This window comes from Pseudomonas sp. Leaf58 (genome assembly GCF_003627215.1).
Taxonomy (GTDB): Bacteria; Pseudomonadota; Gammaproteobacteria; order Pseudomonadales; family Pseudomonadaceae; genus Aquipseudomonas.
The window spans coordinates 2,044,829-2,068,607 of the sequence record NZ_CP032677.1 but is presented as its reverse complement, the minus strand read 5'-3'; the positions used below and the strand labels follow the sequence as shown (position 1 = coordinate 2,068,607).

The 23,779-nt window shown below is 63.1% G+C and carries 17 protein-coding genes and 1 pseudogene; 8 read left to right on the top strand and 10 right to left on the bottom strand.

Annotated features, from left to right (window positions below; translation table 11 throughout):
* Positions 1–242 precede the first annotated feature (242 nt).
* The gene (locus DV532_RS09715) at positions 243–1,031 is read right to left on the bottom strand and encodes an SDR family oxidoreductase (protein ID WP_056800504.1); all 789 of its coding nucleotides are present in this window, start codon (positions 1,029–1,031) and stop codon (positions 243–245) included.
* A 145-nt stretch (positions 1,032–1,176) separates the two neighbouring features.
* On the opposite strand from DV532_RS09715, the gene DV532_RS09710 reads away from it, so the two are divergent.
* The 5 genes from DV532_RS09710 to DV532_RS09695 all read left to right on the top strand — a co-directional run bounded on the left by DV532_RS09710 (position 1,177) and on the right by DV532_RS09695 (position 4,578).
* The gene (locus DV532_RS09710; protein ID WP_056800501.1) at positions 1,177–1,620 is read left to right on the top strand and encodes a helix-turn-helix domain-containing protein; all 444 of its coding nucleotides are present in this window, start codon (positions 1,177–1,179) and stop codon (positions 1,618–1,620) included.
* 153 nt (positions 1,621–1,773) lie between these two features.
* Positions 1,774–2,514, top strand: a complete 741-nt coding sequence (locus DV532_RS09705; RefSeq protein ID WP_056800498.1) for a response regulator — start codon at positions 1,774–1,776, stop codon at positions 2,512–2,514.
* Positions 2,511–3,797 carry a HAMP domain-containing sensor histidine kinase gene (locus DV532_RS09700; RefSeq protein ID WP_056800495.1) on the top strand — a complete coding sequence of 429 codons (1,287 nt, stop codon included), beginning with the start codon at positions 2,511–2,513 and terminating at the stop codon, positions 3,795–3,797. The genes DV532_RS09705 and DV532_RS09700 overlap by 4 nt, the downstream gene beginning before the upstream one ends.
* A 137-nt stretch (positions 3,798–3,934) precedes the next feature.
* Positions 3,935–4,084, top strand: coding sequence for a hypothetical protein (locus tag DV532_RS30245; protein ID WP_156675989.1), 150 nt, complete (start codon positions 3,935–3,937; stop codon positions 4,082–4,084).
* 5 nt (positions 4,085–4,089) lie between these two features.
* A complete protein-coding gene (locus DV532_RS09695) occupies positions 4,090–4,578 on the top strand; it encodes a DoxX family protein (protein WP_056800492.1) in 489 nt (162 codons plus the stop codon).
* Between the two features lie 36 nt (positions 4,579–4,614).
* On the opposite strand, the gene DV532_RS09690 is transcribed toward DV532_RS09695, so the two are convergent.
* The 8 genes and pseudogenes from DV532_RS09690 to DV532_RS09655 form a co-directional block, all read right to left on the bottom strand.
* Complete coding sequence (locus DV532_RS09690; protein WP_056800491.1) at positions 4,615–5,310, bottom strand: DUF2063 domain-containing protein; 696 nt, start codon at positions 5,308–5,310, stop codon at positions 4,615–4,617.
* Positions 5,303–6,136 carry a DUF692 domain-containing protein gene (locus tag DV532_RS09685; RefSeq protein WP_056800488.1) on the bottom strand — a complete coding sequence of 278 codons (834 nt, stop codon included), beginning with the start codon at positions 6,134–6,136 and terminating at the stop codon, positions 5,303–5,305. Before DV532_RS09685 ends, DV532_RS09690 begins: the two co-directional genes overlap by 8 nt.
* A gap of 148 nt (positions 6,137–6,284) precedes the next feature.
* Positions 6,285–6,575, bottom strand: a pseudogene (locus DV532_RS09680) (EF-hand domain-containing protein); the annotation flags it as partial.
* Positions 6,576–6,740: 165 nt separating this feature from the next.
* Positions 6,741–7,295, bottom strand: a complete 555-nt coding sequence (locus DV532_RS09675) for a DUF4174 domain-containing protein (protein WP_056800485.1) — start codon at positions 7,293–7,295, stop codon at positions 6,741–6,743.
* Between the two features lie 210 nt (positions 7,296–7,505).
* Positions 7,506–12,002 (bottom strand): NEL-type E3 ubiquitin ligase domain-containing protein, encoded by a 4,497-nt coding sequence (locus tag DV532_RS09670; RefSeq protein ID WP_056800483.1) that lies wholly within the window; start codon positions 12,000–12,002, stop codon positions 7,506–7,508.
* 71 nt (positions 12,003–12,073) lie between these two features.
* Complete coding sequence (locus DV532_RS09665; protein ID WP_056800480.1) at positions 12,074–16,552, bottom strand: NEL-type E3 ubiquitin ligase domain-containing protein; 4,479 nt, start codon at positions 16,550–16,552, stop codon at positions 12,074–12,076.
* Between the two features lie 78 nt (positions 16,553–16,630).
* Positions 16,631–18,991, bottom strand: a complete 2,361-nt coding sequence (locus DV532_RS09660; protein ID WP_056800477.1) for a DNA polymerase II — start codon at positions 18,989–18,991, stop codon at positions 16,631–16,633.
* A gap of 77 nt (positions 18,992–19,068) precedes the next feature.
* The gene (locus DV532_RS09655; protein ID WP_056801519.1) at positions 19,069–20,256 is read right to left on the bottom strand and encodes an MFS transporter; all 1,188 of its coding nucleotides are present in this window, start codon (positions 20,254–20,256) and stop codon (positions 19,069–19,071) included.
* A 118-nt stretch (positions 20,257–20,374) separates the two neighbouring features.
* Between DV532_RS09655 and DV532_RS09650 the strand changes: the two genes are divergently transcribed.
* Complete coding sequence (locus DV532_RS09650; RefSeq protein ID WP_056800474.1) at positions 20,375–21,271, top strand: LysR family transcriptional regulator; 897 nt, start codon at positions 20,375–20,377, stop codon at positions 21,269–21,271.
* On the opposite strand, the gene DV532_RS09645 is transcribed toward DV532_RS09650, so the two are convergent.
* Entirely contained in the window at positions 21,252–22,172 is a 921-nt protein-coding gene (locus DV532_RS09645) for a LysR substrate-binding domain-containing protein (RefSeq protein ID WP_056800471.1), read from the bottom strand. The two genes, DV532_RS09650 and DV532_RS09645, sit on opposite strands and share 20 nt — an antisense overlap.
* 160 nt (positions 22,173–22,332) lie before the next feature.
* Between DV532_RS09645 and DV532_RS09640 the strand changes: the two genes are divergently transcribed.
* Positions 22,333–23,121 (top strand): YqcI/YcgG family protein, encoded by a 789-nt coding sequence (locus DV532_RS09640; RefSeq protein ID WP_056800468.1) that lies wholly within the window; start codon positions 22,333–22,335, stop codon positions 23,119–23,121.
* A gap of 2 nt (positions 23,122–23,123) precedes the next feature.
* Entirely contained in the window at positions 23,124–23,750 is a 627-nt protein-coding gene (locus DV532_RS09635; RefSeq protein ID WP_056800465.1) for a LysE family translocator, read from the top strand.
* Positions 23,751–23,779 lie beyond the last annotated feature (29 nt).

Sequence of the window (23,779 nt, the reverse complement as noted above, 5' to 3'; positions counted from 1 at the left end):
CGCTTGGGGGTGGGGAGCCATGCTCCCCGGTCGAGAGCCATTTCACGCCTGCCAGGTATCGCGTATGTGTCGCCCGCCCCTGTGATGTGCCTCCTGCTGTATCTGTAGACGAGCCGACGAAGCGCCACACATCCATATAAAATTGTTTAAAAACAGTAAGATAGAAACAAAATTGGCGCCCACAAAGGGCGCCAACCTGGTACAGACGGATACAATCGAATCAAGCGTTAACAAGTACGTGCTCAAGGTTGTAGCTGATAGCGTTCAGCAGCGTGGGTTTGTCGAATGTCGGACATCAGCCCTTGACGCGCACTTTCCAGCGCATGCCAGCGTTCAGCAACATGCAGCGGCGGGATGGTCACCAACTCGCGCCGGTCGAAACCGACGAGTGCAGCATCGACCAGCTCACCGACCTCCATCACCTCCGGGAGTGTGTTGACGTCAATGCCGGCCCGCTGCCAAATCTCGGTGCGGGTCGCTGCTGGCAGCACCGCTTGCACGTATACCCCCTTGGGCGACAGCTCTAGGCTCAAACCCTGTGACAGAAACAGCACGAAGGCTTTGCTGGCTCCGTAGAGGGACATGCCCAACTCGGGCGCAAAACCCACCACCGAACCCACGTTGACGATCGCCCCCGTGCCTGACTGCGCGAGGCGCGGCGCGACCGCAGCAGCGAGCCGCGTCAGTGCGGTGGTATTGAGCGTGATAAGGCATTCGATGGCTTCGGCGGATTGGTCCAGGAAACCACCCGATTGGGCCATCCCCGCGTTGTTGATCAAGACGCCGATACCTGCGTCATCGCGCAGTCGATTTTCAACTACGGACAGGTCTGCCGAGCTTGTCAGGTCGGCTGGCAACACCTCAACGGCCACATTGTTCTCCTTGCGCAGGCGCAAGGCCAGTTGATCCAGGCGCGCTTGGTCGCGCGCAACAAGGACCAGATCGTGGCCACGACGGGCGAACCGCTCGGCGTAGGTGGCGCCAATGCCGCTGGAGGCACCGGTAATGAGTACGGTCGAAGGGGTGATCATGGAGGTTTCCTTTATGGCGATGGTTTGGATATGGCGCCCCTCGATGAAACCTCCCTACCGGGTGGATGACTCATCTTCGGAGTGTTAGTATCAATTTGATACGGACACTACTACCATTCCCAAAGCAAGTCACTATCAAAATAGTATGAACACCAAAAATAGTTGCGATAACCCCTGCCCGATCGCCCGCAGCCTAGCTGTCGCCGGTGATGCCTGGAGCATATTGATCCTGCGGGATGCCCACGCTGGCCTCTCGCGCTTTGACCAATTCCGCAAAAGCCTGGGCATTGCCCCGACCATGCTGACCCGCCGGCTGGCGGCACTGACGGAGGAGGGGTTACTGGAGAAGCGGCGCTACTCGGAGCACCCGCCGCGAGAGGAGTATCTGCTCACCGCGGCGGGTCGCGATTTTCTGCCCGTGCTGTTCATGATGGGTGCATGGGGGCAGCAGTACCGGGGCGGTGGAAAGCTGACTCGCTTCTTCGACGCGGAAACAGGCACGGAAATTAAAGCGGTTGCCGTGGACGAGGTGACAGGGGCAAAGATCGGCACTCGCCCCATGCGCATCGTCTTACCGGACGAAAGCTAACAAGGCCTCTGCTCCCGGCTGACTGGCTTGGCAGGTCGATAGCCAGCCACCCGTGAACGCCGGGCCAGATACACTGCAATACAAAACCCAGCAGGCAAGCACCAACGCGCTCGGTACACTGCGCCCATCCCCTCTTGCACAGGAACGCCGCGTATGGAACACGTCGATCACATCCTGATCGTCGACGACGACCGCGAAATCCGCGAACTGGTCGGCAACTACCTGAAGAAGAACGGCCTGCGCACCAGCATCGTCGCCGACGGCCGGCAGATGCGCGCCTTTCTCGAAGCCAACAGTGTCGACCTGATCGTCCTCGACATCATGATGCCCGGCGACGATGGCCTGCTGCTGTGCCGCGAGCTTCGCGCGGGCAAGCACCGCAACACCCCGGTGCTGATGCTGACGGCCCGCAACGATGAAACCGACCGCATCATCGGCCTGGAAATGGGCGCCGACGATTACCTGACTAAACCGTTCTCGGCCCGCGAATTGCTCGCCCGCATCAACGCCGTGCTGCGCCGCACGCGCATGCTACCGCCCAACCTGACCATCAGCGAAAGCAGCCGCCTGCTCGGCTTTGGCCAATGGCGCCTGGATACCACCGCGCGCCACCTGCTCGACAACGAAGGTACCTTGGTGGCACTGAGCGGTGCCGAATACCGCCTGCTGCGGGTGTTTCTCGACCACCCGCAGCGGGTCCTCAGCCGTGAGCAGCTGCTCAACCTGACCCAGGGCCGCGAAGCCGACATTTTCGACCGTTCCATCGACCTGCTGGTCAGCCGCCTGCGCCAGCGCTTGGGTGACGACGCCCGCGAACCCAGCTGTATCAAAACCGTGCGTAGCGAGGGCTATGTGTTCTCGTTGCCAGTGCAACTGCTTGAGTCGCCGTCGTGAAGTGGCCACGCACCCTCGCCTCGCGCCTGGCATTGATCTTCTTCACCGGCCTGGTGCTGGCCTACGGCTTGTCGTTTGGCCTGCAGGCCTACGAGCGCTATATCAGCAGCCGCTCGATGATGCTCAGCAACCTGGAACAGGACGTAGCCACGTCTGTGGCGATTCTCGACCGCCTGCCTGCGGCCGAACGCGCCGCCTGGTTACCGCGCCTGGAGCGGCGTACCTACCGCTACCGGCTGGACCAAGGCCTGACGGGCGAGGCAATGCCCAGCAGCAATCCACCCATGGCTGCCGAATCGATCGTCAAGGCGATCGGCAACGACTACCGCCTGACCTTTCAGGAACTCCCCGGCCCTAATGTGCATTTCCAGGCTCACCTAAGCTTGGCCGACGGCGCGCCGCTGACCATCGATGTGACGCCAGCCCCACTCCCGGTGGCCCGCTGGCTGCCCGTGGTGTTGCTGGTCCAGCTGGCCGTGCTGTTGCTGTGCACTGGGTTGGCAGTGCGCCTGGCCATCGGCCCGCTTACCCGCCTGGCCCACGCGGTTGACAACCTCGACCCAGACAAACCCGGGGTGCAACTGGATGAAAACGGCCCACGCGAGGTGCGCTACGCTGCCGTGGCCTTCAACGCCCTGCAGGCGCGCATCGCCGCTCACCTGAAGGAGCGCATGCAGTTGCTAGCGGCCATTTCCCACGACCTGCAAACGCCGATCACGCGCATGAAGCTGCGCGTCGAAGTGATGGACGAGGGGGTAGAGAAAGACAAGCTGTGGAGTGACCTCGGTGAAATGGAACACCTGGTGCGCGAAGGCGTGGCCTATGCGCGCAGCATGGATACCAACACCGAGGCCCTGTGCCGGGTCAACCTCGATGCCTTCCTCGACAGCCTGGTCTTCGACTATCAGGACAGCGGCGCACGGGTCGAGCGCCGTGGCACTACCGGCAGCCTGCTGGAAACCCGCCCGCATGCCCTGCGCCGGGTGTTGGTGAACCTGGTGGACAACGCCCTCAAGTTTGCCGGTGAAGCTGAGTTGGAGGTTTGCCATGAAGGCGGCAAGACCGTTATCCGCGTGCTCGACAACGGGCCGGGGATACCCGGTGGTGAATTAGACGACGTGCTCAAACCGTTCTACCGGGTGGAAGGCTCACGCAACCGCAGTACCGGCGGCACCGGGTTGGGCCTGGCCATCGCCCACCAACTGATCCAGGCCATGGGCGGCCAGCTGACCCTGAGCAATCGCGAAAGCGGTGGGCTTTGCGCGCAGATCGAACTCAAATGACCGCCAGGTGCGCGCCTTTGCAGGCGCCGCCGGCGCTGCCTGTACATTCCGACACGAAACTCCAGCAACCCTGACACGCTGCAGATACCTCACCCCCGCACACTCCCGGTGACACCCTCACACCCCGGGAGCCCTTGATGAAATCCCTCGCCCTGCCCTCTGACTGGAAGCTGTTCGCCGCCCTCGCCGGCCTGCCCCTGATGATGACCACTGCGGTCCTGGCGTACCAACCTAACCCGGATGGCCTGCGCAGCGCCCTTTCCTGCAGTAACCGTCCTTGGGAGTGAACACTATGATCACCTTGAACCGTACCCTGATCACCTTCGACCGCGTAGGCAGCTGGAGCGCCGATCTGCCGTTGCGGTTGTTTGTGGCCTGGGAGTTTTTAGAATCTGGCTGGGAGAAATTCAATGGCAGCAATTGGTTCGCTGACCTGCAAACCAGCTTCCCGTTCCCCTTTAACCTGCTACCCGCCGAGCTGAATTGGCAACTGTCAATGTGGGCGGAGCTGATCCTGCCGTTGCTACTGTTGCTGGGGTTAGGAACCCGGCTGGCGTCATTGGGCCTGATGGTGGTGACGGTGGTGGCGATCGCCGCCGTGCATTGGCCGGTGCACTGGTCGGGGTTGGCCGAACTGGCCCAGGGTTATGTCATTACCGATCAGGGCTTTGGCAACTACAAGCTGCCGCTTATCTATCTGGTGGCATTGCTGCCGCTGCTGCTCAAGGGAGCTGGGCGCTTAAGCCTCGATTACTGGTTAAGGGCACGGTTGTACAAGTGATATCGAAAGGGCTGCCTTGCAGCCCTTTCATCTTCATTACGTCCCGATGATGACACCCTGATCGCGCAACTTTTCCAGCAATACCAACCCCTGTTGTACATCGGCCCCCAACGCTGCTAGCCGCGCCCGCCCGCTACCCTGCTCCAGCGCCAGCAACCGATACGCCAGCGGCGCCAGACGCGCGAACTGCACCTGCAACTGCGCATCACGGTAGACCAGCAACAAGGTGGGCGCCTCTGGCGCCACCGTGGGCTGATAATCCGCCCCAATTTGCTCCACCGGCCAGCGATAAGCCAACACCCTTGCCACACAAGACAACAGCGGCTCGCCCTCCAGCAGATCGCCTGCCGGGTCATGGGCCGGCTCTTCAGCATCGCTTAGGTACAACTGCGCCTCGACCCATTCATAATGAGCCAGCTCCACCTGCCAGGGCGCATCCAGCTCGATACCTTGCAGGTAGTTGACGAACGCCTCGGCAATTTCGGTGAACAAGGGGGTGAGGCTACGGTAGTTGGCGTAAAAATCCCGTACCCGGGCATGCCAGCGCGGCCCACCCAAGGCTTGGCGCATCACCGGGAAACTGCCAGCCAGCAAGCCTTCGATGCCACCATAGAACAAATCGCGGTAAACCTTCAGGCGTCGGGCCTCCACGCCCGGCGGCGGGGCATGACGCTGCGGGTCGCGCAGGTGCCGGGCCAAGGTATATTGCTGTTCGCGCAAGGTCTCATTCACCTGCTTGCCCTCCCGAAGCACGCTGCACGGCGCGGATGCGCGCCGTTTCAGCCAGCAACTCGGCCAATGGCGGGTAGTTGAAGTCACGCTCCAGCACCGTCGGTTGCACCCCAAACCGTGTGCAGGCGATGGCAAACAACGCCCACACATCCTCCTTGACGGGTGCCCCATGGGTATCGACTTTGAGGTCTGGCGCTTCATCGTAATGGCCGGCCAGGTGCATGCCGGTAACCCGCGCCTTGGGCAAGCCATCAAGGAATTCTCGGGCGTCGTAGCCATGGTTGCAGGCATTGACGAAGACATTGTTCACATCCAGCAGCAGGTCGCAGTCGGCCTCATCGAGCACAGCACGGATGAAATCGAGTTCGCTCATCGCCTGGTACGGCGCGGCGTAATAGCTGATGTTCTCTACAGCAATGCGCCGCTCCAAATGCTCCTGGGCCTGGCGAATGCGGGCGGCTACATGGCGCACGGCCTCGTCGGTGAAGGGAATGGGCATCAGGTCGTACAAATGCCCGTCATCGCTGCAGTAGCTCAGGTGCTCGCTGTACAAGCGCACTTGGTGGCGTTGTAAAAACTGGCGAGTTTGGTCAAGGAAATGGCGGTCCAGCGGCTCGCTGCCACCCAGTGACAGCGACAGCCCGTGGCAGGCGATGGGAAAACGCTCAGCCAGCTGGGCCAAGCCCTTGCCATAGGCGCCCCCAACGGCAAGCCAGTTTTCCGGGGCGCATTCGAGAAAGCTCACTGCATCAGCCTCCATGGCCAGCAGTTCGGGCATCAGGCCGCGGCGCAGGCCCAGCCCGGTGTGCGAAGGTGCAAGGTACATGAACGAGTCTCCAACTGGCCCAACGCCCCGCCTGACGTGCAGGCGGGGCGCTGGGTCGTTTCCGGGTCAAGGTCAGGGCTTGTCGGCCTGGCGGCTGAGCAGGCCCTCGGGGGTATTGCCGTTAGCCTTCGCTACTGCCCTGGGGCTTGTCGCCGCACTTGCCTTCAGCCTCAGCCTTGGCACTGCCGCCGCACTTGCCTTCAGCCGCGGCCTTGGCACTGCCGCCGCACTTGCCCTCAGCGCTTTTGCCTTCGCCCTGGGTGGCTTTGCCGCTGCCTCCGCACTTGCCTTCGCCACACTTGCCCTCGCCTGCTACCTTGGCCGAAGCCAGCTGGTAACCCTGGGCCAATGGCTCGACGGCAAATGCGCTGCTGCCCAATGCCATGCTGCCGATCAGGGCGGCGCCAAGCAGACCAAGAGTATTCCGTGCATGAGTCATGGTGTTGCTCCACTGTGGTTGGAAAGTGGAGCCATTAGGCACTGTGGGTATGTCGTGGGTGTATCGCGTAAAGCCGTATTTTGTATAGGAATGGGTATCCAACGTCGCCAGATACAGGGAGAAACACCGGCCCAGCAAATGGCTTTGGCCTTGCTGGGCGCGTATTCAGTCTTCTAGCGGCTTGGGTGGCGCAGCCGGCTTGGCGGGCTTGGCCGGCTTGCTGTCTTTGGCCTTGGGTTCCGGCGTCGCGGTCGCAACAGGCTCAGGCACGGTAACGGCCTTTTCGCTGGCGGGCAGTTCATCCACCGCCTTGAGGATCGCCTGCGGGTCGAGGGTTCCGCCCGCCTCGTCATCCTTGAGCATGTGCCGCTCACCGTCCTTGCCCACCAAGATCACCTTGGTGCCCTTGCTGGCCCCCAGCTTCAGTTCGCGGATCAAGGCCATGGTAGTTTGTTGCTCGAGGTTCTTGTCCTCACGCTTGCCCATCATGTTGGCGACGCTGTACACCACCAGGCTGCGCTCTTTGAAGGCGGCCTGGGTGGCTGGGTCCTTCAGCGCCTCGTTCAACCCTCGCAATGTCGGGTCGGCGCTGCTTGGTGCAATGACGACCAAGGGCCTGGCCTTGCCCAGTTCCTTGGCCAGTGGCGCGTCACTGTCGGCGGCGAACGCAGGGCCGACAAGCGCGAGCAAGGTGGCGAGGGTCAGTGACCGGACGAGCATGCGTATCTCCTTATTCTCTCGATAAACCAAAGACTACAGATCAGGGAGAAAGATCCTACAGGCGAGCCTAAACCAACCGCACCGGCACGTGCGTATGCAAAGGTAACTTGGCATTTCCCCCGGGCATATCCGGCGTTCAAGCTCGTTGCCGATGCCCGTAATTGAGCATAGATCATCGCCATACCGCTGCCCGCCCTCGCACCGACTAGGTCAAGCGCCTCCCTGCCCGGCCTGCCTGTCCAGCGCGTCGAGGGTAAGCGTCAGCATCAGGTCTCTTTCTGCTACCTGGCGCTCATTGGCCACCCGTTGGATTTCCGCCAAACGTTCAGCCTCGGGCACTCTGAAGTCCGCCTGTAACGCCTCCAGGCGCTCGTGGAACGGTGTGTCGATCGATTCAAACCGCGCTACGTAGGTAGCGCGCAAGTGGGCTTGCCAGAAATCACGCACAACCAGCGAATCGGCCAGCCGCTCCCCGGTTTCATTGGTCAGGACCCAGTTTTGCGCACGCGCCAACTCCTGCGCTTCAACCCGGGCAAGCGTACGATAGGTCATGCCGCTGGTCAGCACCGGCAGGTCAAGTTGCTCGCGCAAGCCCAGGCGATAGGCCAGCGTGATGTCGATCGGGTCTGTGCCTCGCTGTTCCAGCTCACGCTCCAGCACATCTTGCTGGGCAAACTGATCGACCTCATCCAGCCGCCACATTTGCCGACCAAGCCTTAGCAGTGCCTGTTCCTCCCCGCCCACCGCCGCCTGGGCACGGGCCCGCCACGCGAGTAAACGTAGCTCCAGATCGCTGAAGCGCAGGGCTACGCTGTCCTGGCAGGTCAACTGCTCAGCGTCGTTGAACATCAAATCGCGCAGCTCGTCCGACCCTTTCATGGCACGCAACAGTTCCAGCACCCGGCCAGCCAGGTAGCGGGCGCCGGTCAGATGCTGAAAGTCCTGGGTCTCCATCACGCGCTCAATCAAGTTGAAGAACTGTGTGGCGTTGGGCATGGCTTCCAATGCCTCCCAATGGGCGCTGAGCTCGGTGCGCAAGGTGACCCCGGCGGCATCCATCCAGCGCAACCGCGCGGGTACCATCGCAGCGCCGCCATCGGCCATTTCGGCAAGCAGCACTGCATGCAGCCGTTGGGCCTCGGGCTCGCTAAAAGGGTTACCGCTCAGGTGCATTTCGTGCTCTACCCACAACGGGGACTCATAGAAACCCTCCGGCATGCTGGTTATCAAGTTGTCGCGCAAGTCCACCACCCTGAGTGAAGTACTTTGGGCAAGACCAAACGGGAGATCCCGAATGCCTGTGTCGGCAAGCCGCAACTCCCTCAGGCGGGGCAACCCACTCAACGAAAAAGGTCGCCCCAGCGGGTTACGCGACAGGTCGACGAATACCAGGTTGGGGCAACTGGCAATAATCGTGGATTGGCCCGGGTCCAACCTGATGCGGTTGTGCTGCAGGCTCAGCCGCATCAGGTTGGGCATGCGCAGCAACGCTTGCGGGATTCGGGTGAGCCGGTTGTTGGGCATCTCCAGGCCACGTAGATTCGGGAACGCCCGCAAGAAGCTCTCGGGCACCTGTTCAAGCTGCATGTTCTGAAGCGTCAGCACATGCACATGGGCAAACAATACCTGCTCGGAAAACGCCGGCAGGCTACTGATGTGGGTATCGGCCATGTCCCAACGGTACACAGTGGTGGGCCCCACTTCGTGCGCCCCGTCCTCGACCATCTGTTGCCAGCAACTGCGCAACGCATAGCGCAGCCTCCGCCTGTTCTCTCGCTCTTCGGTGGTGGTGGCCGCGTGAACCCAGCGTCGCAGTTGCGTGGTGAGGGCGTCGAAGGTCTGCTCGTATTGCTGCAGCGTGCGCTCCAACCCTATGACCGAGCGGCGTGCGTGCTCCACCCAGGCAAACACCTGGTCATCGGTGAAGCTTGGGTACAGGTAGCGCACACGGCGCAGGATCGGCCCAGGGCGATATGCGCTCGGCGAGCCGCCCGCCCGGCGCCCGCTCAAGGGGTAGCCGATACGGCCGTCGGCCAGCCGGCTGGGCAGGTGCAACCCCGAGGGGCGCGAAGGGCTAAGCAGTAGCTCGATAGCCTGGCGCCTGGCCAGGGCTTGGCGCGTGAGCAGCACCCGCAAGTTATGGGCAAAAGGCTCGCCCACTTGCAGGGCTGCGCGCAGGTCATGGCCATAGGCAGGGCTGATAACTTCGAACAGCTCGCCGGCCTCGCCCACAGGCAGCCCTTGCGGGTCGATACGCTGGAACAGCCCGTCCTCGAAGACCAGGTCTCGGGCCTGGCTCCCCGCCTGCATCGCAGCCACCGGGGCGGCGCGCTCCCCGCCGTTGAACAACCGCCAGCGTATGCCGTCATTGGCCGCCGGCAGGTACTCGAGCAGCGCCAGCACAACGCGGGCAAGGTCGAGGTTTTGCGGGGTGTCCCAGTGCAAGGCTTCGAACACCCGCACCCTGCGCACCTCAGCCAGGCGCTGCCTGGCCGCCTCGGCCAAGCGTAACGGGATGCGCCCGGTCAGTTGCAGGCGCTCACGGTCCGCTGCACTGGCTCTGGCCAGCAGCGCCTGTGCGGCACGCCAATGAAGGCCCGGAAATACACGCCGCAGCGTCGCCAGGCTGGGGTCGCCTGTCAGCACCTGGGCTTCAGTTTGATAGACCTGTTCGAACAACCGCCGCCGCTGCGCCCATGCCAGGTCTGCCAAGGCTTGGGCGCAGAGGCCTGCGGCGCCTTCAAGGCCATTGAGCTGCGCCAGCAGCGCACTGTCCTCGGGCTGCTGCCCCGCGCGCAAGCGGGCTACCAGCGTGCGAATACGCTGGTCGATCCCCACCCGCTGGGCACTGTCGAGCAACGCAGGGTCCGGCGCCCGCCCCAGCACATGCCAAGCACGTAACTGGTCGCTACCCAGGTCGTGAATGCCCAGCACCTCATCCACCTGCTCGCCCTGAAGCTTCGCCAGTTGGCCACCCAGGCGCCTGAACAGATAGTGGGAGGTATCCCACTGCAGCGGTTGTTCGTACCAGAGCCGCCAGGCACCGGCACCATTGTGCACCAGCAGCGGCCCGTGGCCGTTGCGCGGCAGCAGTTGCCAGTGGCCGTCGGTACTGCGTTGCACCACGCGATAAAAGTGTTCGTCAATGGTCACCCAGGCCTGCTCGCCCAGGCGCCACACGCCTTGCGCATCACTCACCGCATCGGCAGGCGGCGCCTCACCACGAAAGGCGCCCAGGTCGCCGTCCCATAAACACTCGCTGCCATTCTCCAGGCGCGCCTGGGGCATGCCGTCCACCCGCAGCGAGCGCTGCCACAGGCGCCGCGCACCGCTCACCGCAATACCTGTGGCGGCGATCACGGCCAGGTCGGTGGCTACTTCGGTGACATGGTCCAGTGCCTCGCGGGTGTCCCCTTCCTGCCAGGCCGACACCGACTGGAACACATCATCCAGCCATTTCCAGGCAAGCATGGCCAGCAGCACGGTCCCCAGTGCAGGGAGGTAAAGGCTGGCAGCGGCCAAGGCAGTGAGCCCTAAAGCCTCCAGGCGTTGCTCGTGCGCCTGCTGAACCTCCCGGTCCAGTTTCGCGACCGAGGGCGCGAACACCTCGGCATCATCCTTGACCTGCGCAACGCGCAGTGCAGCCAAGTATTTGAACACATAAGCCCCCATGGGGTGCATGCGCTCGTCAAGGTCGATGTTGGCCCATAGCGGCAGGTCGTCATAACCTGCCACGATGCGCGAAAAGAACACTTGGCTGTCACGCGCTCGCACGAAGCGTGCGAAAAATTGCCGGTAGTCGGCTGTGCGCAAACGCTGCCCCAGCACGCGCCGGACAAAGCGCTGCAAATCGTCATGGGCGCTCCACGCGCCATGGGGGTCTCCCGGGATATACACCAGCACGCGCTGGGTACCGGTGTGCAGCGGGGCAAAGGTTTCATCGCGCACATCCAGCACCACGATCTGCTGCAGCGGGCAACCCAGCACCTCCAAACGCTTGCCCAGCACCCGCGAGTCATTGAGCTGGGATAACCAACCGTCACGCCACAGCTTGACCAGCAACTCCAGCTCGGCGCCGTCGAGCACCCCTTGGTGGCGAGCCTGCATGGCGTCGATCAGCATGCCGTGACGCAGGCTGTCTGCCAGCAACGCTTTGCTCTGCGGAGTTGCCAGTTGGCTGTCCAGATGCTGCTGGTAACGCTCGCCCAGGTCCAGTTCACGCACCAGGCTGGCAAATGCCACGGCACTCAGCGAAACCAGTGGTGTGCCGTCAGTGTGGTACAGGCCGTTACCCGGTGCCTGTCCCCCGGCCGTTGCTTCGGCAGCGGTGAAGCTGCGCAGCGCCGCTTCGAGCAGAGGGATTTGGTAATAAATACGCTCGGCCAATGGCACACGAATCGGTGCATAGGTGCTCAGTGGTTTTTCAAAAGCCGCGCGCATCCATAAATTGTCGAGGTCGTGCGTCACACCATACCGCGTTTGCAGCGCCTGTTTGAGCAAGGGAGCGGCAAAGCGCTCGATTGGGGCAACCTGCTGCAACAAGGCCTGCAGGCGGTAGCGGCAGTCCAAGCTGCCCTTCAATGCCTGGCCCAGGGCTGCCATGTGCTCAGGGTTGCCCGGGCACATCCAGCCGGGCAACCGTTTGGCAATGATTGCGTCCTGCGCAGCTTGTTCGAGCAGGTCGTGTGTGGCTTGTGCGTTTCCCATGGTGCCGCCTCCGCGTGCTGAAAAAGCGCAAGGCTATCGGCACGCCGGCCACACTGGCGCCTAACGGGTTACTACCAGGGCGCTGCCACGGGCATCATTACCGCGGTGAGGTGACGGCCCAACGCTTCACGTGTCAGTTGCTTGATCACATTGAGCTCCCACTGCTGCACGCGGTCCTGAAGCCGGTCGATTTCCGCTTGCGCAGCCTCGCGCTCGACCAGCGCTTCCAGTTCGGCATGAAAGAAATGCGGCGTACTCAAACGCGTTGCAAACGCGCGTGTGAGGTGCTCCTTCCAGAACGTTGCGGTCGCCAGGTAATCAACTAGCGCTTCTCTGGACTGGGCCACCCGCACCAACTGCGCGGCGTCCTCGATATCCTGCTGCGACAGGTTGGCAACACCGGGGTTGAGCATTTCATCGTGCTCGATGGGCAGGTCCAGGTCATCGGCTAGCGCCAGCCGGTAGGCCAGCGCGAACTCCAACGACTCCTCAGGCCGGCCAGCACGCACAGCATGCAGGCCACCCACCTGGTCGAGGACACCCAACCGCCAGCATTGCCCGCCCAGGTGCAACAGTGCCCGCTCCGGGTCGTCGGCCACGTTGCCGTGCAGCGCTTTCCACGTGCGCACCCGTACCTCCAGGTCGCTGAAGCGCAGGGTTGCATTGTCCTGACAATGCTCGGTCCGCGCATGCGCGTACAGTTCTGTACACAGCAGCGGCTGTTCGTTCATCAACACCAGCATGCGCAGCACCCTCAACGCCAGGTAGCGCGCCAGGAATGCCTGTTGGAAATCGGCCGAGCTGGTCAGACGCTGCAGCAGGTGAAAAAAGTCTCTTGCCCCCTCCTGGCCATTGAGCTTGCCCCAGATATCGGCCATGCGGTCACGTTCAGCGGGTTGCACCAGGTCGATCCAGCGCAGCATCGTTGGCACCTGGTCCTCAAGGATTTCGTGCCAGGCATCCTGGTCGCGGAGCAAAGGATTGCCTGCGAGCCAGACCCGTCTGGTGGCCCACAAGTCCGAACGATAAAAACCGTACGGCAAGGTACGGATCGCGTTGTGGCTGACGTCCAGCGTGTGAAGAGACGGTGCCTCCGTGACCCCGGCAGGCATCTGCGTCAACTGCGCGCCCCGCAGCATCAGGGCATTGAGCCGGGGCATGCCCGTCACTGATAGCGCTACGCGTAACGGGTTATGGGACAGGTTGAGGTACACCAGAGAGTGACAGGCATGCAGCAGGGCTGGCATGCCGCCATCGGGCCCAATCTGGTTGTTCGACAGGTCCAGTACCTGCAAGCGAGCGGCCATGGCCTGGGACAACGACAACGTGCGCAACCGACAATGGGTGATATTCAGCGCGCTCAGCGTGGAAAAGGCATGCAGAAATGTGTCGGGCACGGTGTTTATCTGCAAAGACCGTAACGCCAGCTCTGACACGTGGGCAAAACTGACCGTCGCCGGGATAGCCGGCAGCGCATCCAGGTCACTGCTGCAGCAACTCAGCAGAAAACCACGGCCTGCATTTACCGCCCCCAAGTGCTTGGGCACCAGGTAGCGCCAGCAGTCGACGAGGCCGCGGGCAAATTCGCGGCGCGCCTTCCAGGCCCAGGCCTTGAGCGTGCTCGCCGGCCAGTGCTTCAAGGATCGACGCAGCGTGCCTAACTGCTGTTTCAGGGCGGCCAATTCGGTAGCGGGGTCACGTTGCGAAGCCCGCAACTGCTCCAGCCAGTGCTCGACTTCGTCATCGTCAAAGCCTGGGTAAAGGTCACGCAGTTCCGCGGCCAGGTTCCTGACCACGCCCCGGCCCAGGCCCAGGCACTGGCGCCAGCCACTCAACGGGTAACCGATGCGGCCATTGGCCAAGCGTAATGGCATGAACACCCCGCCATTCGAGGGCCTGATGCCAAGCACTTCGGCGATCACTTCGCGCTGGTGCGCCACCCGCCGCGCCAGCTCGCTGCGTAGCTGCTGGGCGAACGGTTGGCCAATGGCCAATGCCGCGCGCTGCTCACGGGTGTAGCCGTTGGCAAGCAACTGGAACAATTCGCCCGCAGCGCCCAGCGCCCCCCCTTGGGCATCGCAAAGGTGGAACAGGCCATCCCGGTACCGCAGCTGCAACTGCCGAGCGCCTCCCCGGGTGCTGAGCAGCGGCGCAGCGGCGTCACCGTCGAACAATTGCCAACGCGGGCCAACCTCTACGCCTGGCATCCGCTCGAGCATGCCAAAGGTGAAACGCGCAAGGTCCAGGGTTTGCGGGGTATCGAACAACAGGGCTTCGTGTACCCGCACACAGCGGATGCGCTTGGCCAGTGCCGCGGCCGAAATCAACAGGTCGTCCGGGTTTGCCGTAGCCAGCAAGTGCTCCGCCGCCAGCCGGTGCAAGCTGGCAAAATCACGCTGCAATGCCTGGGTATCGCCGGTCAGCGGGTACTGCTCATAATACAGCTGCCCCAGCAATGAACGGCGCCGGCTCCAGAGGTAACCGGCCAGTTCGTCATTCGCCACGGCCGCTGTGCCTTGCCAGCGCTGCGCCCGTGCCAGCAGTGCAGCATCGGCCACCGCCCCGCCGCCGCGCAGCTGGCTGACCAACAGCTTGATGCGGTTTGCCAGCCTGACCCGGCTGACAGTGTCCACCAGGCAAGCGTGCGGTGCCTGGCCGCACACATGCAGGCCACGCAAAGCGTCCGCCTCCATCCCATGGATAGCCAACACCTGGTCGATCTGGTCGTCTTCCAGCTGTCGAAACTCACCGCCCAGCCGCCGGAACATCCGGTGTGTGTCATCCCACTCCACCGGCTGCTCGCACCACACCCGCCATGCGCCAGCCCCGTTATGGCGTAGCTGCGGGCCGTGCCCTTGCTTGGGCAGCATGCGCCATTGCTCGTCGTCGCCCTGCACCACTTCGTAGAAGTAGCCCTGCATGTTCACCCAGCAACGCCCGCCCAGGCGGTACACCCCTTCGGCGTTGGGCTGCGCCTGCAACCCAGGCGGCTCGCTGCGAAACGGCGCCAGATCGAAGCGCCAGAGCTTTTCGCTGCCATCCTCGAGCCGCGCCGTGACCAATTGTTCGACCAGGTCGGTTTTGCGCACTACTGCTCCGGCCAGCACCGACGTGATACCCACCGTGATGACCGTGTTGGCGATGTTCAGCAGGTGCTCGACCGCAGCACGGGTATCGCCCTCACGCCAGCTTTGCACCGCATGGAACGCATCCTGGAGCATGTCCCAGGCCGTGGCGGCCAGCATCACCGCGCCAATGGCCGGCACGAACAGCCCCGCTACACTAGCCGCCGCCCAGCTGCCGGCCTGTAGGCGTTCACGCTGCGCCTGCTGTACTGCGCTGTCGATCATGCGCACCGGTACCGCGATGAACGCCGCATCGTCCTTGATCGCCTCGAGACGTGCCCGCGCCAGGTGGTCGAACAAGGGCAGTGCATAGTCGGCCAGGTGCTGCTCCATGTCCCGCGAGGCCGCTGCGGTCACATCCACAAGCGCTTCAGCAACGCGGGCGAAAAAACCGGCCTGGTCCCGCAGGCGCACGAAGCGGCTGAAGAAACGCTGGTACTGAGGGTCGGCAAGGCGTTTGCCCAAGGTTCTACGGATAAAGGTGTCGAGGTCTGGCGCAGCACACCAGGGACTGACCGGGTCGCCGGGCAGGTACACCAGCACGCGCTTGGTACGGGTAAAACCCAGCGTGGTGTGGGTGATATGCAGCACGACGAGCTGCTCCAGCGTGCAACCGAAGGCTTGCAGCTGCCTGGCGGTGACCGGGTCGCCCGCGAACGTGCCAGGCTCGCCGCTGCTGCACACCCCCAGGATCAAGGCCAGCTCAGCCCGGGTCAGGGCCGACTCGGTCATGGCCTTGAAGGCGTCCACCCGCATGTTCGCCACCAGCTGTGCCTTGAGCGTGGCCTGCATGCCCTCGGCGCCGTTGGCGGATGCGTACAGCACCGAATCCAGGTGTTCCTGGTAACGCTCCCCGAGGTCCAGTTGACGGCACATCTTGGCCAACGCCGGGGCGCTCACCCCCGGTACCACCACGCCCGCCGCGTCCACCAGGCAGTCGCTGCGCGGCAGGTTGCCCGGGCTTGCTTCATCTGCGGTGACGTTAGCCAACGCAGCATCGACTAGCGGAATGTCGTAGTGGTTTTTTTCCTGCTGCGGTAGGTGACCCGTGGCGAGTTCGGGCTCAGGCGAAACGGTGAAATAGGTATGGCGGTAGAACAGCGAATCGGGGTCTTGCTGACAATGCAGTTTCTCGCTCAGCGCCCGATGCAGCAGAGGCTTGCTGAACTCATGGATGCCTTGCAGCAGGGCCAGTTGACGCTGCAGGCGCTGCCGGTAGTCGAAACTGTCCTGCAGAGCCTGCAGCAGCGCTGCCAGTTGGTCAGCCGTCACCGAAACATGTGGCGGCTGTACATTGTCAGGGCTTGCCAGGGTCAGGTGGCCTAGCCAGGCCGGTAGCCGACGAGCGAGGATGCCGTCCTGAAAGCCTCGCTCCAGGTCCAGGGTGGTGGGCAGTGCTTGCGCCGAGTTGAGACTGTTGTGCATGTCGCGCCTCCAGGGGTAAAGGAGGTGCGAAACTAGTGACTGCCACTGGCCGGCGAGTGCTAGCCAGCTACCACCGCGTCAGAACAACAGCAGCTGGCGATCAGTCAACGCCGCAAAATCATCCCCCACAAACGGCAGAATGGCATCGGCCACCGGCTGCAGCTGGCGGCTCAGGTAATGATCGTAATCGATGGGCGCCTGCAGGTTTTCCAGCGGTTCGGGGCCGGCGGTGGTCATCAGGTAGCTGATCCAGCCGCCGCGCTGGTACTGCTTTGGCCGGCCCAGGCGGCTGTTGTAGTCATCTGCCAGGCGCGCAGCGCGTACATGCGGAGGTACGTTGCGTTGGTAGTCGGCCAGCGGCCGGCGCAGGCGCTTGCGGTACACCAGCAGCTCGTCCAGCTCACCGGCCAGCGTCTGCCGCACATAATCACGTACATAGTCGCGGTAAGGCTCGCCACGGAAGACCCGGGTATACAGTTGTTGCTGAAACTGCCGGGCCAGCGGCGACCAGTCGGTGCGGACGGCCTCCAGGCCCTTGTAAACCATCTCCTCGCGGCCATCGGCGCGCAGCACCAGCCCGGCATAGCGCTTCTTGCTGCCTTCATCGGTACCGCGGATGGTGGGCATTAGAAAGCGCCGGTAATGCACCTCGAACTGCAGTTCCAGCGCACTTTCCAGGTTCATCTGCTCGCGCAAGTATTCGCCCCACCATTGGTTCACCCGGGACACCAACTCGTGGCCGATACGTGCCGCAGCCTCCTCGCCATGGGCGCCCTTGAGCCAGACAAAGGTTGAGTCCGTATCGCCATAGATCACCTCATAGCCTTCGGCTTCGATCAGCGCGCGCGTCTGGCGCATGATCTGGTGGCCGCGCATGGTGATCGACGAAGCCAGGCGCGGGTCGAAGAACCGGCAGCCGCTCGAGCCCAGCACCCCATAGAAGGCATTCATGATGATCTTCAGCGCCTGCGACAGCGGTGCGTTGCCTTCGCGCTTGGCCGCTTCGCGGCCCTGCCATACCCGCTCGACAATGGCCGGCAGGCAATGCTGGCTACGCGAAAAACGCCCACCGCGAAAGCCGTCCACCGAATCCGCGTCATCGGGCAGGCGCAAGCCTTCGATCAGCCCCACCGGGTCAATCAGGAAGGTACGAATGATCGACGGGTACAGGCTTTTGTAGTCCAGCACCAGCACCGAGTCGTACAGGCCCGGGCGCGAATCCATGACGAAGCCACCGGGGCTGGCTTCATCGGGGCGGCTGCCCAGGTTGGGGGCGACGAAGCCCAGGCGGTGCATCTGCGGAATGTACAAATGGCAGAACGCGGCTACCGAACCACCACTGCGGTCCACCGCAAGGCCGGTGACCGATGAACGCTCAAGGAGGAACTCAAGCAGGCGGGTGTGGGCAAAAATGCGTGTGACCAGTTCGCAATCCTTGAGGTTGTAGCGTGCCAACGCCGGCTTGTCCTCGGCGAAGCGGCGATTGATTTCGTCCATGCGCTGGTACGGCGTGTCGATGGCCTTGCCCTCACCGAGCAAGGTCTGGGCGACACTTTCGAGGCTGAACGACGGGAAACTCCAGGTTGCCGAGCGCAACGCCTCGATGCCGTCGATCAGCAGCCGCCCTGGGGCGTCGGCGAACACGTGGCCGCCTCCCGCATGGTTGCGCAGGGTCATGGGTGCGCCATGGCGCCCCAGTGCCAGGGGCACCTGCAGCAGCTTGGCGTGCTCATGCAGCAGGCGCAGGTCGAACTGGATCAGGTTCCAGCCAATGATCGCGTCCGGGTCATGGACCGCCATCCACTGGTTGAGGCAGGCCAGCATCTCGGCGCGGTCGCTGCAGTAATGCAGGTCGAAGTCGAGGTCAGCGGCCACGCCGTTGGCCGGGCCGAGCATATACACCTGGCGCTGGCCGCAGCCTTCCAGGGCGATGCTGTACAGCTCGCCACGCTCGCTGGTTTCGATGTCCAGCGACACCAGGCGCAGCGACGGGCGATAGCCGGGCCAGGGCTTTAACTGGGCGTTGCAGACCATACCCTGGGCATCTGGCTGGCCGCTGAACTGCACTGGGGCGGTAATGAAGCGCTCCATCAGGTAGCGCTCGGGCGGGCGGATATCGGCCTCGAACACCTCGATACCGGCGGTGCGCAGGCGTTGCTCGAGCTGCATCAGGTGCCGATGTTGGCGGCAGTACAGGCCCAGCACCGGGCGCTGGTCGAAGTCTTTCAACTGCAGTGGCCGCAGCTCGGTGCCGGGCTCGTTGGCCAGCAGCACGCGTGCGTGCGCTTCCTGCGCCTGGGGGATGAACGCCACCGATACCTGTGGTGCCAGGCGCAACTGCCGCGGCCCCTGATCGGTGGCCAGCCAGAAGTCCACGCAGGTGCCTTCGGGCGTGTCATGCCAATGCCGGGTAAGGACAAAGCCCTGCTGCAACTCCACTGCTTCGACCTCTGGATTGGTTGTTGAGGGTGATTCTACCTCTGTCGCGGCTGTCTTGAGCGTTTTAGCGCCTGAGATCAGCGCCGCGCCCCAAACCCGTTGCCTCGCCCGGCCCAGGCCAACAGCCAGGCAACCCCGGCCAACCCCAGCACCACCCCGCCAAACCACTCCACCCCTGCCCCGCTCAGCAACAACCCGCCAATGATCCCGCCCAAAGCAATGGCGCTGTTCCATACCGTTACCAGCATCGACTGCGCCACATCCCCGCCCTCACCCGCCGCATCCGCACAAGCGGTCTGCAGCAGGGTCGGCGCACCACCGTAGGTCACGCCCCACAAGGCGATGCTCAGGTACATCGCTGACGCCGAGGCCTGCCCCAGCACCAGCGTGGCCAGGGCAAAGCCGGCCAGGCTCAGTAACACCAGCGTGCGCAGATGCCGGTCGACCAGTAGCCCCACTACGCCGATCCCGACCAGGGCCGACACACCAAACACCATCAGCGCCGGGCCGATGTCGGCGCCCATGCCGGCCGCCACCAGCAGCGGCACGATATAGGTGTAGAGAATGTTGTGGCCTAGGATCCAGCTGAGGATCACCAGCAACACGACCAACACCCCCGGCGTACGTAGCACTAGCAGAGCCGCCGGGCGTTTATCGGCAGCGTGCCCCGGGTAGTCCGGCACCGACCGCAACACCCAGGCCACCAGCAGCAGCGCCACCACGCTGACCACCATGAATGTTGCCCGCCAGCCCAGCCCCGCGCCCAACCAAGTGGCGATCGGCAGCCCGAGCGACAAGGCAATCGGCTGGCCGAGCATTGCCACCGCCATGGCGCGGCCCTGCAGCGCCACCGGCACCATGCGCCGGGCATGGCCGGCAATCAGCCCCCAGGCCAGCCCCGCCGCCGCACCGGTGAAAAAGCGCAGCACCAGGGTCAGGGCGTTGGACGACGACAAGGCCGTCAGCCCGTTGAACAGCACAAAGCCGCCAATTGCCAGCAACAGGGCGCGACGGCGGTACCAGCCCTGGGTCAAGGTCACCAGCGGGATGGCGGTCAGCAGCGAGCCCAGGGCATACGCCGTGACCCATTGCCCAGCCATGGCCTGGCTGATGTGCATGCCATCGACGATCTGGTCGAGCAGGCCAGCTGGCAGGGTTTCGCTGAGGATGGCGATGAAGCCGGTCATGGCCAGCGCCAGTAGCCCGCTGAGTGGTAAACGTTCGCGGCTAGTGGCCAGCAGCGGTGCGGAGGATGTCTGGGACATTGCAGATGCCTTGAATAGGAAAACCGGGTGCACAGTGTGCAAGCCCAGGCCATTACGGAAAAAGGCGGTTACAATGCCGCTCACCCAGGACATCAATGTCCGCAATCAAGGATGCTGCATGGACAGCCTGAGCGGCTTCGTGGTCTTCAACCGGGTGGCCGAAACCCGCAGTTTTGTCGCCGCCGGCCAGTCGCTGGGCATCAGTGCTTCAGCCGTGGGCAAACGTGTGGCGCGCCTGGAAAGCCGGCTGGGCGTGCGCTTGTTCCACCGCAGCACGCGCAGCATCACCCTCACCGCCGAAGGCACGTTGTTCCTTGAGCGCAGCCGGCGCATCCTGGCCGAGATCGAGGCCACCGAGCAGGAGCTGTCCCAGGCCAGCGAAACCCCATGCGGCCGCCTGCGGGTGAGCATGCCGCAGGTTACCGGGCTGGTGATGCCGGCGCTGGCAGAGTTCATGGCGCTGTACCCGCAGGTAGCGCTGGACCTGGACTTTTCTGACCGCATGGTGGATATCGTCGGCGAAGGCTTCGATGTGGTGATGCGTGGCGGGCAACCGGTGGATTCACAGCTCAACGCCAAGTTTCTGGGGCACTTCCAGCACTGCCTGGTGGCTTCGCCCGAGTACCTGCGCGAACGCGGTACGCCCCTGCACCCCCGCGACCTGGTGGCGCATACCTGCCTGCATTACCGCTTCCCCAGCAATGGCAAGCTGGAAACCTGGCCGCTGCGCCAGGAGCACCCCGAACAAGGCTACGACATCCCCATCTCGATGGTGTGCAACCACGTAGAGACGCGTGTCTGTTTCGCCGTCAACCACCGCGGCATTACCTGCCTGCCGGATTTCACCGTGCGCCGCGAGTTGGCCAGTGGCGCCCTGGTCAGCGTGCTCGACAGCTTCATGGAGCGGCGCGGCAGCTTCTACCTGCTATGGCCCTCCGGGCGGCAAATGCCGCCGAAATTGCGGGTGTTCATCGACTTCATGCTCGAACGCGTGTTCAACCGTACAGGTAATTGATGTCCTTGCAGGCCAGCGGCGGCACTTGGCCAAGTAAAAACTCGCGCAACTTGTGCATCTGCCGCGCCTTGGGGCTGGCCTTGAGCCAAGTCATGTAATAGCCGTCACCGGTGGCCACCGCATGCTTGAACGGCGTGACCAGGCGCCCGGCCGCCAGGTCAGCACTGGCTAGCACCAGATCGACCACCGAAATGCCTAGGCCTTGCTGGGCGGCCGAGATGCCCTGGTCGAGGGTATCGAACACCTGACCGTGGTCGATGCTGGTGTCCAGCGCGTCCATGCGTGCCAACCAACGCCGCCAGTCACGCCGATCGGGGGATGGGTGCAGGATTTCGCACTGGGCCAAGTCAGCCAGGTCAGGTTGCGCCTGGGTCATGTAGTCCGGGTGGCACACCGGGATCAGCCATTCATCGAACAGCTTGAAACTCTCGATATCGGCGGGGAAACGCCCGCTGGCCAAAAGAATGGCGCAGTCGTAAGGCTCGGAATAGAAGTCCACGCTGTCGATGTCCATCCACACGCTGGACAACTGCACACTGCAGGTGTCATCGAGCTTCTTGAACCCATCCAGCGCCCGCAGCAGCCAGCGCACGGTGAGCGTGGACGGCGCCTTCAGGCGCAGGCCGTAGCGGTCCTGGCGCAGCAGCGCGCAGGCATTTTCGATGATCTTGAAGCCAACCTTCAGTTCCTGCGCCAGCAGGCGACCGTGTTCGGTCAGGCTCAGTTTAGGGCCACGGCGCTCGAACAGGTCGCAGCCGAACAACGCTTCGAGGGTTTTGATGTGGTGGCTGACAGCGCCCTGGGTCAGGGCCAGCTCCTCCGCTGCGCGGGTAAACGAGCCATAGCGAGAAGCCACTTCGAAGGCACGCAGAGCGTGCAGAGCCTGAATCCGTTCCGACATGGCGCTGTCCCGATCATGAGTAAGACTAATAGTAGGTCATAGTTCCACGCGTTTTACAACGTCAAGTTCGTCTCGGAAAATGCAGGTAAATAACAAACATAACCAAGATCCTGCCTGCATGTGACTGGAACGTTCAACTTAATCAACGCCTGGGGAAATCATGTTTACGGGATATGGAAATTGCTATCGCCTGGATGCGCTAGAGCTCGCCGATGAACATGTTCGCAAAACCCAACATTGGACCTACAGCACCATAGAACATTTTCGCAGCGTACTCGCCAACCCCGAGTTCCCTTGCCTGTTCGGCCGCAAGGCGGTGAACGGCGAAACTTGCCATATTCTCTTCGCCCGCGCCGAGCAGCTGGCCGATGACATCGCCCAAGGCTTGGCCGACTACGTGCGCACCATTGCTCCGATCAACCCCAAGCAGCGCATCGGCAGCCCGCTGGTGGTGTTCCTCGAAACGGCCAGCGAGTGCACCTTGGCCGAGCAACAGGCACTGGCCTGGAAGGTGTTGCGTGGCGTGCATGCGCGTGACCCGCACCCTTGGCCGCAGGGCATGCCGACCGACCCCGATGACAACGGCTGGTCGTTCTGCTATGCCGGCATGCCGCTGTTCATCAACATGAACTTCCCCGGCCATCAGCAGATGAAGAGCCGCAACTTGGGGCAACACATCACCTTCGTCATCAACCCTCGGGCGAACTTCGACGAAGTGGCCAACGCCAACACCGAAAGTGGCCAACGTATCCGCGAACGCATCCGCGAGCGCGTGCGCCACTACAACGACGGCGTCATGCCCGACACCCTTGGCTTTTTTGGCGATGCCGACAATTACGAGTGGAAGCAGTACCAACTGCAGGAGGCCGGCTCGCTCAACCCGTCCCGCTGCCCGTTCCACGCCCATGCCGTACACCCGGCAACACCCGACATACTGATCGAGAACTGACCGTGAATACTGCACTGACTGCCACCTATGCCCTCACCGTCCTGCTACTGATCGCCACCCCCGGCCCGGTGGTGGCACTGATCGTCAATACCGCCGCCGCCTCCGGCTCGCGCAAAGCGATGTTCACCGCCGTCGGTACCAACTGGGCGTCATTGGTACTGATCGGCGCCGCGGCCTGGATCATCCTCACCAGCGCCGCCATCGACAAAGTTTGGCTCAGCGCCATGAGCCTGCTTGGCTGCCTGTTCATTGGCTACATCGCCGTGGGCACGCTGAGGGACGCCCTGCAGGCACCGGCAGCCGAGGCATCCGGCGAGTTCGCCAAGCCAGCGCGCGGCGGGCTACTGCAAGGCTTCATGGTGGGTATTTCCAACCCGAAGGACATCATCTTTTTCATCGCCTTCTTCCCACAGTTCATCCAGATCACCGAGTCATTCGGTAAAAGCATGGTGGTGTTGTCGCTACTGTGGGTGGCCATCGATTTTGCCGTACTCAGCTTGTACATCTTCGCCATCGGCAAACTCGCTTCGCAGCGCAGCAACCGCATGATCAGCCTGGCCTCGGGGGTTGCCCTGCTGCTGATTGCCGCCGGCGGCCTGCTGTACAACCTCAAGGAACTGGCGGCCTGAATGTGATGCAAAGCGCGCCCTGCAACAGA

Coding starts and splice junctions, on each gene's coding strand:
- DV532_RS09715 (WP_056800504.1), bottom strand. CDS start 1,031: ATGATCACCCCTTCGACCGTACTCATTACCGGTGCCTCCAGCGGCATT.
- DV532_RS09710 (WP_056800501.1), top strand. CDS start 1,177: ATGAACACCAAAAATAGTTGCGATAACCCCTGCCCGATCGCCCGCAGC.
- DV532_RS09705 (WP_056800498.1), top strand. CDS start 1,774: ATGGAACACGTCGATCACATCCTGATCGTCGACGACGACCGCGAAATC.
- DV532_RS30245 (WP_156675989.1), top strand. CDS start 3,935: ATGAAATCCCTCGCCCTGCCCTCTGACTGGAAGCTGTTCGCCGCCCTC.
- DV532_RS09695 (WP_056800492.1), top strand. CDS start 4,090: ATGATCACCTTGAACCGTACCCTGATCACCTTCGACCGCGTAGGCAGC.
- DV532_RS09685 (WP_056800488.1), bottom strand. CDS start 6,136: ATGTACCTTGCACCTTCGCACACCGGGCTGGGCCTGCGCCGCGGCCTG.
- DV532_RS09675 (WP_056800485.1), bottom strand. CDS start 7,295: ATGCTCGTCCGGTCACTGACCCTCGCCACCTTGCTCGCGCTTGTCGGC.
- DV532_RS09670 (WP_056800483.1), bottom strand. CDS start 12,002: ATGGGAAACGCACAAGCCACACACGACCTGCTCGAACAAGCTGCGCAG.
- DV532_RS09665 (WP_056800480.1), bottom strand. CDS start 16,552: ATGCACAACAGTCTCAACTCGGCGCAAGCACTGCCCACCACCCTGGAC.
- DV532_RS09655 (WP_056801519.1), bottom strand. CDS start 20,256: ATGTCCCAGACATCCTCCGCACCGCTGCTGGCCACTAGCCGCGAACGT.
- DV532_RS09650 (WP_056800474.1), top strand. CDS start 20,375: ATGGACAGCCTGAGCGGCTTCGTGGTCTTCAACCGGGTGGCCGAAACC.
- DV532_RS09645 (WP_056800471.1), bottom strand. CDS start 22,172: ATGTCGGAACGGATTCAGGCTCTGCACGCTCTGCGTGCCTTCGAAGTG.
- DV532_RS09640 (WP_056800468.1), top strand. CDS start 22,333: ATGTTTACGGGATATGGAAATTGCTATCGCCTGGATGCGCTAGAGCTC.